Genomic DNA, 12,645 nt, shown 5'->3' on the forward strand with positions numbered 1-12,645 from the left:
GACCGGGTTATCATGTTTTGCGGGGAGGGGTTTCATGAAGAGCTACACCTTGGCCATAGCGATTTCCATGCTCCTGTCGGCGGTATATGCCTTTCAGAACGGATCGTCCGTCACGGTTAGGTTCCTGTTCTTTGAAAGATCGCTTCCCCAGGGCATATGGGAGGTCCTCCTGTTCTCCTTCGGTGTCATGCTCATGTGGGTGTTCTCCCTTGTGGCCATGCTGGAGATCCGGGGTAAGCTGAAGGGCAGGATAAAGGATTTGGAGGATAAGGTCAGGGGCCTTGAGGAGGAGAAGAGGTCCCTATTGGAGGCGGTGGGAAGGTCCAGTGGGGGCCATAGGAGCTCCCCGGAGGAGCCTTGCGAGGCCTCCTTCGGGAATGAGGACGGGGAAGAAGGGAAGACAGAGATAGAATAATGGTATTATGCGGAATGGATAAGATAAAGCTGGTTCCCCGAAGCGGGTTCGAGGGTGCGTCGGGGAACTTAAGCCTTTTGTTGGGTTCTATAGCGGCCATGCGTGGGATTGATGAGGAGGAGTTCCTTCGATGGCTTTACTCGGATCTGGAGGATCAGCTTAACGCCATCCCCTTGAACGAGCAGGAGCGCCGGGCCTTCAGCCTCATATCGAACGTGAGGCCCGGTGACAGGGTCATAATATACGGGGATTATGACGTGGACGGCCTTTCCGCCACCACCTTGGCCCTGGAGCTCATGTTGGAGCTGGGGGCCTCGGTGCGCTACTTCATACCTCACAGGAGTAATGAGGGCTATGGGTTCCACATCTCCACCGCGAAGCGGATAGCCATGAAGGGGTGCGACCTTCTCGTGGTGGTGGACTGCGGGACCAAGGATGTGGGAGCCCTTGATTTGATAGCCGCTGCGGGGATTCCCACGGTCATATTTGATCACCACCTGCCGGGTGAAAAGATGCCCGGCGGGGTGTTGGTGAACCCCCACTGCTTTGATGCCCCTTCACCCCTTACCGCCCTCTGCGCCACCGGGGTGTTGTGGGCCTGGATATGGAGGACCTCCCTGATGAACCGTTCCTGGGCCATGGGGAGGCTGGATCTTGCTTGTCTTGCCACGGTGGCGGACTGCATGGACCTGTCGGTCCCCCTCAACCGTTGCATCGTCCGAGAGGGGCTTGAGGTCATTCGGAAGTCCCCCCGGAGAGGCATAGGGGTTTTGCTGTCCAAGCTTGGGGTGGACGTAGAGGGGGTTGACGAGGAAGTCCTATCCATGAAGGTCATCCCCTGTCTTAATGCCCCGGGCCGGTTGGGGTTGGCGGAGGACGCGGTGCGGCTGCTTTTCCCAGGGGATGCTCCAGTGGAGGGCCTTGCGGATCGGGTTGTGTCCATGAACGAAGAGAGGAGGCGCCTCTCCTCCATGATAATGAGGGATGCCCAGGGAGACGTCCATAGGCACGTTTACCACGGATCTAACTGGCCGGTGGGGGTGCTAAGCAGCGTGGCCAGCCGGCTGTGCTGCGAGAGGGGCCGTCCCGTGGCTTTGGTGGCCCCCACGGAGGGAGGCCTTAGGGGTACGTTGCGGATACCCAACGGTTCCGGCGATGCTGTGGGGCTCCTTTCAAACATAGCGGAGCACCTGAGCGCCTTTGGCGGGCATAAGTACGCTGCGGGTTTCTCCGTGGACGCGGAACGATGGGATCTAGTGAGGGATAAGCTGGAGGGGCTGCTAAGGGCCATGCCCTCGGAGGATCAGAGGGTAGATGTCCTTGATTGGCCCCTCAGCATGGTGGGGCAGGATATTGAGGAGGACGTTGAAAGGCTCAAGCCCTTTGGCATGGGTAACCCAGCTCCCCTGCTTTTTCACCGGGGAGGTTTCTCCGTGGAGCCCATGGGGAAGACCGGCCGGGTAAGCCGCCTTGTCGCATCGGGTCGGGAGCTGGTGGCCTTTGCATCCCAATCGGATCTGGAGGGATTGGACCTTGTGGGTTTCGTGTATCGCCCCAAGCTGGAGTTCTGGAGGGGCAAGAAGAGGCTTAAGCTGTACCTAGAAAGGGCCGTCCTTGCGGGCCCGGAGGGGGGATCCCTTTGAAGCCATCTCAGCAATATGGCAGCTCGTCCCAGCCCATGGCCCAGGAGAGAGGGATAAGGGCCCTCATGGAGAGTTTCATAGGCAGGATGCCGGAGGATCATCGGGTGAGTTCCGTGCGGGTTCCCCTGCAGGAGCTTTGGGGCAAGGCCTCGAAGTACATGGACCGCCAGGATCTTATGAAGCTGGGGGAGGCCCTGGTCTTTGCCGCCAACGCCCACAGGGACCAGAGGAGACACAGCGGGGAGCCCTATGTGGTGCACTCCATAAGCGTGGCGGCCATCCTGGCGGACATGGAGCTCGACGTGGACACCCTGTGTGCCGCGCTGCTCCATGACGTTCTGGAGGACACGGAGATAGGCAAGGAGGAGATGCAGAGCCGCTTCGGCGAGGACGTGGTGACCATGGTGGACGGGGTCACCAAGCTGGGGAAGCTTGCCTTCAAGTCCATGGAGGACTACCAGGCGGAGAACCTGAGAAAGATGTTCCTGGTGATGGCCAAGGACATAAGGGTGGTTCTGATAAAGCTGGCGGACCGGCTTCACAACATGAGGACCCTTCAGGCCCACCGGAGGGACAAGCAGATCACCATAGCAAAGGAGACCCTGGAGATATACGCTCCCCTGGCCCACAGGCTTGGAATATACAACGTGAAGCGGGAGCTGGAGGACCTGTGTTTCAAGATCCTGGAGCCCGAGATCTACTACGAGATCCGCCGCCGGGTGCGGAAGAAGCTGCCCGAGCGGGAGGCGATAATAAAGCAGGCCTTGGATGTGCTTCAGCAGAAGCTGAAGGAGGAGGGCATAGAGGCCTCCTTGAGCGGCAGGCCGAAGCACTTCTACAGCATATACGAGAAGATGCGAAGGAAGAACCTATCCCTGGAGCAGCTGTACGACCTTTTGGCCCTCAGGGTGGTGGTGGGTACCGTGGCGGAGTGCTACCAGGTGCTTGGGCTGGTGCACACCATATGGAAGCCCATCCCGGGGCAGTTCGATGACTACATAGCCAACCCCAAGAGCAACATGTACCAGTCCCTTCATACGACCGTGCTTGGCCCCAGCGGGGAACCCCTGGAGGTTCAGATAAGGACCTGGGAGATGCATTGGCTGGCGGAGTACGGCATAGCCGCCCACTGGCACTACAAAGAGGGGAAGCGGCGGGTGGATCAGATAGACCAGAAGCTGTCCTGGATAAGGCAGGTTTTGGAGTCCCAGCAGGAGGGTTCCCCGTCGGAGTTTTTGGATAACCTGAAGACCGATGTGCTGACCTCTGAGGTCTTGGTGTTCACCCCCAAGGGGGATGTGGTGTCCCTCCCCAACGGTTCCACCCCCATAGACTTCGCGTATGCGATCCACACGGAGGTGGGGCACAAGTGCGTTGGGGCCATGGTGAACGGCCGCATAGTGCCTATGGATTACAAGCTGTCCAACGGGGACATAGTGAGGGTGTTAACCTCCCCGCAGGGTAAGCCCTCCAGGGATTGGCTTAAGATAGCCAGGAGCAACAGGACCAGGAACAAGATAAAGTCCTACTTCCGCCAGCAGGACCGGGCGGAGCGGGAGGAGCGCCTTGAGAGGGGCAAGGACCTTTTGAGCAAGGAGCTGCTCCGCAGGATCCCGTCCGCATCGGTCACGCTGGACATGATAATGCCTCAGCTCAACCAGCTGGCCCACGACATGGGTTACTCCTCCGGGGAGGATCTCATCCTGGCGGTGGGATCTGGTAATCATACCGCCTCCGGTGTGCTTTCCAGGGTATCCCTTGATAAATTTGAGCGCGAGAAGTCCGAGGAGAGGGAGAACCTCCAGGAGGTCACCATAGTCCCATCCCAGCCGCTAAGGAAGGAAGTGGACGCGGAGATAGTGGTGGAGGGGGCGGAGGGGGTCCTGGTGTCCCTGGCCCAGTGCTGCAGGCCCGTGCCGGGGGATCCCATAACCGGGAGCGTGACCAAGAGCCGCGGCATAACGGTGCACCGGGCGGATTGCCCCAACGTCAAGTCCAAGGACCGGGATAAGTTGGTGAACGTATATTGGGGGAAGCCCAAGACCAAGTATGTGGCCCGGATCCTGGCGGAGGGGTTTGACAGGCCCGGGCTCTTCTCGGACGTCACGTCCGCCATATCGGTTATGGACGGCTCCCTTGTGGGGGTTAAGGCCAACGTGATAGGCAACGCCAAGGCGAGGATGATCCTGGAGGTCATGGTTAACGACCTGGAACACCTTTACAGGATAATGGGCAAGATCGGGTTGGTTAACGGAATCTCGGGGGTTACGCGGGGGTGATCTTTTGAGGGTTGTTCTTCAGCGGGTGTCCATGGCCAGGGTAAAGGTGGACGGCCAGGTGGTGGGGGAGATAGGTCCGGGGGTTTGCCTTTTGGTTGGGTTTTCCCCCAGGGACTCCCACGAGGACATCGAGTGGATGGCGGATAAGGTGGTAAACCTTAGGATATTCGAGGACTCCAGCGGGAAGCTTAACCTGCCCCTGTCCGAATCGGACCATGGGATCCTGGTGGTGTCCCAGTTTACCCTCTATGGGGATTGTATAAAAGGCCGCAGGCCCTCTTTCTCCGAGGCAGCCCCACCGGATCTCGCGTTGGAGCTGTACGACCGCTTCGTGGAGGCCTTAAGGGACCGCCATCCGCAGGTGCGGACCGGGGTTTTTCAGGCCCACATGGCGGTGGAGCTCGTCAACGACGGGCCCGTGACGCTGATAATAGATTCCGACAGGAGGGGTTCCCGGTGAGCTTTACGGTTAGGAGGTTCCCCCTTGGGGAGCTGTGGACGAACTTTTACCTGGTTTTTGACGAGGGAGGATCCGCCATCGGCATAGATCCCGGTGGGGACTGCCCGGAGGTGCTTGACTTTATCGAACAGATGGGGCTTCGACTCCAGTTGGTCATGCTGACCCACGGCCATTGGGATCACATGGGGGGCCTGGCCTGTCTTAGGAAGGCCTCCAATGGGGGCGTTGCGGTGCATCGTTTAGACGGGAGGGCCTTGACGGACCCGGACGTCAACCTGTCCGCCTTCCTGGGTTCCAAGGGCTGTTTCGATCCCGCGGATCGGCTTGTGGAGGATGGGGATGAGCTTTCCGTGGGTTCCATGAGGGTAAGGGTCTTTCACACCCCCGGGCACACCCCCGGCAGCTGCTGTTTCCTGGTGGAGTCCGGCGATTCCAGGGCGTTGTTCTCCGGGGACACCCTTTTTGCCGGGAGCGTGGGCAGGACGGACCTTCCCGGGGGGGATGAGGCGGCTTTGAGGGGATCCCTGGCACGTCTTGCGGACCTGGAGGACTCGCTCAAGGTATTTCCGGGACATGGACCGGAGACCACGTTGGGGGAGGAACGCAGGAGGAACCCCTTCTGGCCCCGTTAGGGCCGTTGTGCTTCCATCGCCTATGAGGTATTCTCATGTCAGGGGGCTCCTGGGGGTTCCCCTGTTCTTTCGTGCCCTTTAAGGGGATTGGATATGATTTTTGGAGGGGTTTTTGTGTTTAGATTTCTGGGTTTTCTGAGCGACGACCTTGGAATAGATCTTGGTACCGCGAACATGGTGGTTTACGCCTCGAAGAGGGGCATCGTGTTCAACCAGCCCTCCGTTTTGGCCACCAGGAGGACTGGGCGGAAGGGTCAGAAGGAGATCCTGGCGGTTGGAGCGGAGGCCAAGTGCATGATAGGCAAGACCCCCGCCGGGGTGGACACCATAAGGCCCCTGCAGCACGGCGTGATAGCGGACTTCGAGATGACGGAGCTCCTCATAAAGTACGCCATGGACAAGGCCGTCGGAGGGCGCCGGCTCTTCTCCCATCCCCGGGCTATCGTGTCGGTGCCCGCCTGCGTGACCGAGGTGGAGAAGAAGGCGGTGGTGGATGCCACGTTGAGGGCCGGGGCCAGGGAGGCCATGGTGGTTGAGGAGCCGTTGGTGGCCGCCCTGGGGGCGGGCCTGCCGATCAACGAGCCCCGGGGGAACATGATAGTGGACATAGGGGGCGGCACCAGCGAGGTGGCGGTGTTGTCCTTGGGTGGGATAGTGGTGAAGGACTCCATTCGCATGGCGGGGGACGAGATGGACAACGCCATAGTGGAGATGATGAAGCAGAACTACGCCCTTTCGATCGGCCAGACCACCGCGGAGGAGATAAAGCTCTCGTTGGGTTCCGCGGTGCCGCTTGAGCAGGAGCTGCAGATGGAGGTCAAGGGCAGGGACCTCATGGACGGTCTGCCTAAGGTTATAAAGGTCACCTCCACTGAGGTTAGGGAGGCCTTATCCCCGATCATAGAGGGTATAGAGGAGATATTGCGGAACGTGCTGGAGAGGACCCCTCCCGAGCTTGTGAAGGACATAGTGGATCAGGGGCTGGTGCTTACCGGTGGTGGGGCCAACCTGAGGGGGCTCAACATACGTCTTGCGGACTCTTTGAACGTTCCGGTGCACCTGGCGGAGCAGCCCTTGTTCTCCGTGGCCCTTGGGCTTGGCCGGATGCTCAAGGACCGGGATTTCTCCAGGAAGGTCTTCGTTTCATCGGAGGTAAGCTCCTTATAGGAGCCGTGGTTTGAGATGAGACGTTTTGAGCCCCTCTGGTTACACGGACTTAGCGCCACTCTGGCGGGGCTGCTGTTGCTCATCTGGAGCTTGAACTTCCCGGTGGCCAAGGTGTTGGGGGGGCCGTTCATCAACCTCCTGAGCTGGCCGGAGAGCCCCGCCCTTCAGGGGAGGCTCATCCTTCAGGCTTTCACCGGTTGGCTCATAGAGAGGAAGGACCTGAAGGACCGTTTGAGGGAGCTGGAGGCGGAGAACCTGGCCATGAGAAGGGCCCTCAGCGTGCCCGATAAGGGGCGCAGCGCGCCCGCCGCGCCTGGCCTTTTGCCCGCCCTGGTGACCCTTCGTTACCCCGAGGCCTGGTGGTCGGAGATACGCATAGACAAGGGCAGGTCCCATGGGGTGGTCCCGGGTTCCCCGGTCCTTTCGGACGGGTACCTGATAGGTGTGGTCTCATCGGTGGACGATCACAGCTCCTGGGTCAGGCTTTTGACCTCCCAGGAGTCCCTGGTGGCCGTGGTGGTGGATCAGACCCGGGACCTGGGTGTTCTCGGGGGGGACGGCATGGGCAGGATGTACCTGCAGTACCTTCCCCCAGACCGGGAGATAACCAGGGACATGACCATATCCACGGCCCTCATGGGGGACCGGATACCGCCGGGCATACCGGTGGGCAAGGTCCTATCGAAGGATAGGGAGTCCGGGGGTTTTGTGGTCTATAACGTCGCCCTCACGGCTCACCTCACCCAGCTCTACTGGGTGGACGTGATGATAGACGGTGGTTCCCCATGACGCTGGTTCTCCTTTGGCTGCTGCAAGATATGCTCCAGGTGCTCTTCATGGGGTTTTTCCTGGTGCCGGACCTCTTCTTCATCGGGCTTCTCAAGCTGTCAATAGGCAGGAGGGAGGTGCCCTTCCAGTGGCCCATTTGGGCCGCCCTCCTGGGCGGTGTGCTTTGGGATCTCCGGTGGACCAGCGTGGTGGGACTCACTGGGGCCATGCAGGCCCTGGTGCTCACCGTTTCGAGGGCCCTTTGGGATAGGACGCCTTCTCCGGGCAGGACGCCGCTTCTTTGGGTGGCCCTTGCCTGCTCGTCCCAGCTTGCCCTGGGGATTGTGAGGCTTTTGCTCTGGGGGGACTCCAGCCTGGCGGCGTTCAGGATGCTTTTGATCCAGCAGCTGACCGCCATGCCGTTGGTGTTGATCTACGCCTTGGCGGTGCTTTTCCGGGGAAGGCCCTATGACGACTAAGGGTTTTGAACGGTTCTACATGGATCGGCGTCTTCAGCATATGAGGGCGCTGATGGTGGTGCTTCTCCTGAGCCTCATAGGGGGGCTGGCGTACTTCCAGATCCTCAAAGGGGACGAGTACGTGGAGCTGGCCTCCAGGAACCGCCTTAGGGTGGTTAGGCTTTCCCCCCCGAGGGGGGTCATCAGGGATGCTAACGGGGTTCCCCTTGCGGTCAACGTACGTACCTTTGACGTAAAGGCTTACCCCATGGACCTTCAAAAGGAAGGCAACATGGAGAGGGTGGCCGCCCTTTTCAGGAGGAAGGGCATCCCCATGGATGCGTCGTCCCTGGCGGAGGCGGTGGAGAAGCAGTACGTGGCACCCTACAGGGCGGTGAGCGTGGCGAGCAACCTCACCCTGGCCCAGGTGGCGGACCTTATGGGGGAGGAGGAGTTCCGGGGTCTGCTCTTCCCATTCCCGGTTTGGCGGAGGGTTTACCCGGCGGGAGATCTGGTGGCCCACGTGGTGGGTTACGTTGGAGAGGTGACCAAAGAGGAGCTTGAGGAGCTCGAAGATCCCAGATACCAGGGAGGAGACGTGATCGGGAAGAACGGTATAGAGGCCTGGTACGAACAGGAGCTTCGGGGTGAGGTGGGGGAGGACGCGGTGGAGGTTGACGCCAGGGGACGAAAGCTTAAGGACGTGTCCCACGTGGAGCCTGTGAGGGGCAAGGATGTCACCCTCACCCTGGATCTTGGGGCTCAGAGGCTGGCGGCGGAGCTGATGTCCGGCCAGAGGGGTGCTCTCATCGCCATGGACGTGAGGGATGGGAGCGTTAAGGTCCTTTTCTCGTCCCCCACGTTTGATCCGAATCCCCTTACCTGGGGCATATCCGCTAAGGAGTGGAGGGCCCTCATGACCGACAGGGACAGGCCCATGATGAACCGAGCGGTGAGCGGCACCTATCCCCCGGCGTCCACGTTCAAGGTTGTGACCGCCATCGCCGCTTTGGAGGAGGGGGTTATAAGCCGGTCCACCACGGTTTACTGCCCCGGCCACTTCACCTTGGGGAACAGGACCTTCAACTGTTGGAAGAAGAGCGGGCATGGCACTGAGGACCTTACCAGGGCTCTTCGGGACTCCTGTGACGTGTACTTCTACCAGGTGGGGGTGTGGCTTGGGATAGACCGGCTTCTGAAGTGGGCGTCCCTGCTGGGGGTGGGTTCCAGGACCGGCATAGACATAACCGGAGAGGCTTCAGGCAACCTGGCAGGGCCCAAGTGGAAGCGGGCCCGTTTCAAGGAGCCCTGGTACAAGGGGGACACGGTGAACTACTCCATAGGTCAGGGTTTTCTTCTGATGACCCCCATTCAGGTATTAAGGATCTATGCCGCCATAGCGAACGGGGGTTATCTGGTGACCCCTCATCTCAACTCCGAAGCCCCTCACGTGGAGAAGGACCTTAGGATACCGAAGTTCGGGATTGAGGCCATGAGGAGGGGGTTGGAAGAGGTGGTTAACAGCGGCACTGGGAAGAGGGCCGCCGCCTTTGGGGTGTCCGTGGCGGGGAAGACCGGTACTGCCCAGAACCCTCATGGTGATGATCACGCCTGGTTCGTGGGTTACGCTCCCAGGGAGAACCCGAGGTACGTGGCTGTAGCCATAGTGGAAGCCGGGGGGCATGGTTCATCCGCTGCGGCCCCATTGGTGGGGCAGGTTTTAGCCTATCTGGTGAAGAATGAAAATCCTTTAAGGGGGGCGTCTCCGTGATCCAACTTAAGGGCATGGGCGGTGGATTGCGCTGCATAATACCCGAGGGGCTTCCGGACAGTGACATCCCCTCAGCCCTCGATGATCTGGTATCCCAGGGGGAGCAGGTTCTCAAGGGGGCGGAGTTGGTGGTGGACTTTGAGGGCCGGAGGGTAGATGGAGACCTCTTGTGTCTTGTGATGAAGAGGTTGATATGGCCCCTGGGTATTAAGGTGGCCGCCTGGAGGTCCCTTCATGGTGAAAGCCTTGACCTCCTCAAGGGGGCTGGCCTTCCGGTCGAGGAGCCCCGTTTTAGCCTTCCGAACAGGCAGCCGCAGCCCGGGCAGCTCCCCGTCATGCGGCTCAGGAGGTCCCTCCGTTCCGGGCAGAAGGTGGAGCACCGGGGGGATGTGATAGTGGAGGGCAACGTTAACGACGGAGCAGAGGTGTTGGCGGAGGGGAGCGTGGTGGTCTTGGGTCGCCTGCAGGGATTGGTGCACGCGGGAACCGGGGGTGACGAGGAGGCGGCGGTGTACGCCAGGGTTTTCGAGGCCCCTCAGGTGAGGATAGGCTTCAAGGTGGGTTCCATGGACAGGAGTGATCCCTGGTGGGGCATGCCCGCGGTGGTTTCCCTGGAGGACGGTGCGGTTGTGGTATCCCAGTGGCCTCAGGTTTAGGGTCTGTTTAATCGTTGGAGAGTGCTCATCGCAGGGTTTTATGGATTTGCTTAGGGGGGATGAAGATTGGGCAAGGTCATAGTGGTTACCTCCGGCAAGGGGGGGGTTGGCAAGACCACGACCACCGCCAACCTGGCGGTGGCGTTGGCCAAGATGGGTCGCCGAGTGGTTGCCATTGACGGGGATATAGGGTTGCGAAACCTGGACCTTGTTATGGGGCTTGAGAACCGGATAGTCTACACCCTCGTGGATGTTGTGGAGGGATCTTGCAGGCTCAATCAGGCGATGGTCAAGGACAAGCGGGTGGACAACCTGTACATGATACCTGCCGCTCAGACCAGGACCAAGGACGCGGTGACCGCCGAGCAGATGGAGGGCCTTTGCGCCGAGCTTAGGGAGGACTTTGATTACGTCCTGGTGGACAGCCCGGCGGGGATAGAGGCGGGTTTTAGGAACGCCGCCCATGGGGCCGACGAGGCCTTGGTGGTGACGACCCCGGAGGTCTCGGCGGTGCGGGACGCGGACAGGATAATAGGCCTGTTGGAGTCCATGGGAAAGGCCCCCATCAGGTTGGTTATCAACCGGATAAGGCCTCACATGGTGAAGAAGAAGGACATGCTCAGCGTGGACGACGTCCTGGAGGTCTTGGCGGTGGACCTCATAGGGGTCGTGCCGGATGATGAGTCCGTGGTTACCTCCAGCAACCGGGGAGAGCCCCTCACCTTGGGAGAGAATTCCCCCGCCGCCATGGCGTTCCGGGACCTTGCCATGCGGTTGGAGGGCCAGCAGGTTCCCTTCCCACCCCTTGAGGACGAATCCGGTAAGGGGATAATAGCCAAGTTCAAGAGGATCTTCAGAGGTTGAGGAGGCGGTGCCATGGGACTGCTTAACAGGCTCTTCGGGGGCAGCTCTAACTCCGGCGTCACTGCCAAGGAGCGGCTGCAGCTGGTTCTCATCCACGACAGGAGCGATATCTCCCAGGAGATGATGGAGAACTTAAGGCGGGATCTGATATCGGTTATAAGCAAGTACATGGAGATCGACGAGAACAAGATAGAGCTGGAGCTGGAGAAGGAGGACCGCTCCGTGGCGCTGGTGGCCAGCATCCCGGTGGTAAACGTGAGGCGCTGCGGGAGGACGAGAAACGGCAAATGCTGAGCGGTTCCCGTTGGGATGAGATACGGAAGGGGATGGACCTCCCCCTTTGGTTCATCATGTTGGCCCTCTTCGGGTTCGGCATAGTAGCCCTGTTCAGCGCCTCCCTGGGGGTGAGGAAGGCCAATTACGGTTTCCCGCTCAAGCAGCTGTTATGGGGGCTTATGGGAGTGGCGGCTTACTTCGGTGTGGTGACCCTGGGCTACAAGAAGATCATGGAGGAGTCCCATAGGATATATGGGGCCACGCTGTTGCTGCTCCTGTTGGTCTTGTTGATGGGACACACCGCCAAGGGTGCTCAAAGCTGGTTCTCCCTGGGTCCCGTAAGGATCCAGCCGTCGGAGTTCGGCAAGATAGGGTTGGCGCTTTTCATGTCAAGGCACCTATGCAGGTTTCCCCCGGAGGACCTAAAGTCACTGGGGTTGGCCCTGGGGTTTTCGGGCATATCCATGGTCCTGCTCTTGTTGCAGCCTGACCTGGGGAGTTCCCTTGTCTACTGTGCGATGATAGGGGCCGGTCTATGGGTGGCGGGCATCAAGCCCAAGTACATGGCATCCCTTACGGCGGCGGGGCTGTCCATGCTCCCCCTGGCGTGGAGCTTCCTCAAGCCTTATCAAAAGATGCGGCTTATGGTCTTCATAGATCCCAAGGTGGACCCCCTGGGGGCGGGTTACAACGTGATCCAGTCCAGGATAGCGGTGGGGTCCGGAGGCATATGGGGGAAGGGATTCCTCGAGGGTACCCAGGGAAGGCTGCACTTCCTCCCCGAGGCTCACACGGATTTCATCTTCAGCGTGTTCGCAGAGGAGTTCGGCTTTTTGGGAGGGCTTTTGGTGATCCTCCTCTTCGCTGCCCTTATATGGAGGATATTCTGCGTGGCCATGGCCGCCAAGGACCTAAGGGGCAAGGTCATGTGTTCCATGGTGGCCGCCTGGATATTCTTCCAGACCTTTGAGAGCGTGGCCATGAGCATGGGGCTTGCGCCGGTGACGGGACTTCCCCTGCCGTTCTTCAGCTATGGCGGTAGTTCCCTCTTGGCGGAGTTTATAGCCCTGGGGCTCGTGCAGAGCGTGGCGGTTCAGACCAGCCTGGAGCGTTTTGACTGAGTTCCGTCCCTGGGGCGTGGAGTAGATTCGGACTTGCCGGTACTTCCCCGGTGAGGTCCTTTTGCGGCCGTCCGGGGGCTGGATGGGATGTTTGATGATAAAGTTGATGAACGAGAAAAAACTAGAAAAACCGAG

Annotated in this window: 13 protein-coding genes; all 13 read left to right on the plus strand. The window is 60.0% G+C overall.

Annotation, left to right across the window (positions count from 1 at the left end; translation table 11 throughout):
* Positions 1-34: 34 nt before the first annotated feature.
* The 13 genes from THEVEDRAFT_RS02745 to rodA all read left to right on the plus strand — a co-directional run bounded on the left by THEVEDRAFT_RS02745 (position 35) and on the right by rodA (position 12,510).
* Entirely contained in the window at positions 35-415 is a 381-nt protein-coding gene (locus THEVEDRAFT_RS02745; protein WP_006583203.1) for a LapA family protein, read from the plus strand.
* A 14-nt stretch (positions 416-429) separates the two neighbouring features.
* Positions 430-2,058 (plus strand): single-stranded-DNA-specific exonuclease RecJ, encoded by a 1,629-nt coding sequence (locus THEVEDRAFT_RS02750; protein ID WP_245522710.1) that lies wholly within the window; start codon positions 430-432, stop codon positions 2,056-2,058.
* A gap of 35 nt (positions 2,059-2,093) precedes the next feature.
* Complete coding sequence (locus tag THEVEDRAFT_RS02755) at positions 2,094-4,337, plus strand: RelA/SpoT family protein (protein ID WP_050802124.1); 2,244 nt, start codon at positions 2,094-2,096, stop codon at positions 4,335-4,337.
* 4 nt (positions 4,338-4,341) lie between these two features.
* A complete protein-coding gene (dtd, locus tag THEVEDRAFT_RS02760; protein WP_006583206.1) occupies positions 4,342-4,797 on the plus strand; it encodes a D-aminoacyl-tRNA deacylase in 456 nt (151 codons plus the stop codon).
* Complete coding sequence (locus tag THEVEDRAFT_RS02765; RefSeq protein WP_006583207.1) at positions 4,794-5,429, plus strand: MBL fold metallo-hydrolase; 636 nt, start codon at positions 4,794-4,796, stop codon at positions 5,427-5,429. The genes dtd and THEVEDRAFT_RS02765 overlap by 4 nt, the downstream gene beginning before the upstream one ends.
* 114 nt (positions 5,430-5,543) lie before the next feature.
* Positions 5,544-6,596 carry a rod shape-determining protein gene (gene mreB / locus THEVEDRAFT_RS02770; protein ID WP_006583208.1) on the plus strand — a complete coding sequence of 351 codons (1,053 nt, stop codon included), beginning with the start codon at positions 5,544-5,546 and terminating at the stop codon, positions 6,594-6,596.
* A 15-nt stretch (positions 6,597-6,611) separates the two neighbouring features.
* Entirely contained in the window at positions 6,612-7,385 is a 774-nt protein-coding gene (mreC, locus tag THEVEDRAFT_RS02775; RefSeq protein ID WP_006583209.1) for a rod shape-determining protein MreC, read from the plus strand.
* Complete coding sequence (locus THEVEDRAFT_RS02780) at positions 7,382-7,843, plus strand: hypothetical protein (protein WP_006583210.1); 462 nt, start codon at positions 7,382-7,384, stop codon at positions 7,841-7,843. The genes mreC and THEVEDRAFT_RS02780 overlap by 4 nt, the downstream gene beginning before the upstream one ends.
* A complete protein-coding gene (gene mrdA / locus THEVEDRAFT_RS02785; RefSeq protein WP_006583211.1) occupies positions 7,833-9,593 on the plus strand; it encodes a penicillin-binding protein 2 in 1,761 nt (586 codons plus the stop codon). Before THEVEDRAFT_RS02780 ends, mrdA begins: the two co-directional genes overlap by 11 nt.
* Positions 9,590-10,249, plus strand: coding sequence for a septum site-determining protein MinC (locus THEVEDRAFT_RS02790; protein WP_006583212.1), 660 nt, complete (start codon positions 9,590-9,592; stop codon positions 10,247-10,249). Before mrdA ends, THEVEDRAFT_RS02790 begins: the two co-directional genes overlap by 4 nt.
* A 66-nt stretch (positions 10,250-10,315) precedes the next feature.
* Complete coding sequence (gene minD, locus THEVEDRAFT_RS02795) at positions 10,316-11,113, plus strand: septum site-determining protein MinD (protein WP_006583213.1); 798 nt, start codon at positions 10,316-10,318, stop codon at positions 11,111-11,113.
* 12 nt (positions 11,114-11,125) lie between these two features.
* Complete coding sequence (gene minE / locus THEVEDRAFT_RS02800; RefSeq protein WP_006583214.1) at positions 11,126-11,407, plus strand: cell division topological specificity factor MinE; 282 nt, start codon at positions 11,126-11,128, stop codon at positions 11,405-11,407.
* The gene (gene rodA, locus THEVEDRAFT_RS02805; protein WP_006583215.1) at positions 11,401-12,510 is read left to right on the plus strand and encodes a rod shape-determining protein RodA; all 1,110 of its coding nucleotides are present in this window, start codon (positions 11,401-11,403) and stop codon (positions 12,508-12,510) included. Before minE ends, rodA begins: the two co-directional genes overlap by 7 nt.
* Positions 12,511-12,645: the final 135 nt, after the last annotated feature.

The sequence above is a fragment of the Thermanaerovibrio velox DSM 12556 genome (assembly GCF_000237825.1).
GTDB lineage: Bacteria > Synergistota > Synergistia > Synergistales > Synergistaceae > Thermanaerovibrio > Thermanaerovibrio velox.

Coding starts and splice junctions, on each gene's coding strand:
- THEVEDRAFT_RS02745 (WP_006583203.1), top strand. CDS start 35: ATGAAGAGCTACACCTTGGCCATAGCGATTTCCATGCTCCTGTCGGCG.
- THEVEDRAFT_RS02750 (WP_245522710.1), top strand. CDS start 430: ATGGATAAGATAAAGCTGGTTCCCCGAAGCGGGTTCGAGGGTGCGTCG.
- THEVEDRAFT_RS02755 (WP_050802124.1), top strand. CDS start 2,094: ATGGCCCAGGAGAGAGGGATAAGGGCCCTCATGGAGAGTTTCATAGGC.
- mreC (WP_006583209.1), top strand. CDS start 6,612: ATGAGACGTTTTGAGCCCCTCTGGTTACACGGACTTAGCGCCACTCTG.
- THEVEDRAFT_RS02780 (WP_006583210.1), top strand. CDS start 7,382: ATGACGCTGGTTCTCCTTTGGCTGCTGCAAGATATGCTCCAGGTGCTC.
- mrdA (WP_006583211.1), top strand. CDS start 7,833: ATGACGACTAAGGGTTTTGAACGGTTCTACATGGATCGGCGTCTTCAG.
- minE (WP_006583214.1), top strand. CDS start 11,126: ATGGGACTGCTTAACAGGCTCTTCGGGGGCAGCTCTAACTCCGGCGTC.
- rodA (WP_006583215.1), top strand. CDS start 11,401: ATGCTGAGCGGTTCCCGTTGGGATGAGATACGGAAGGGGATGGACCTC.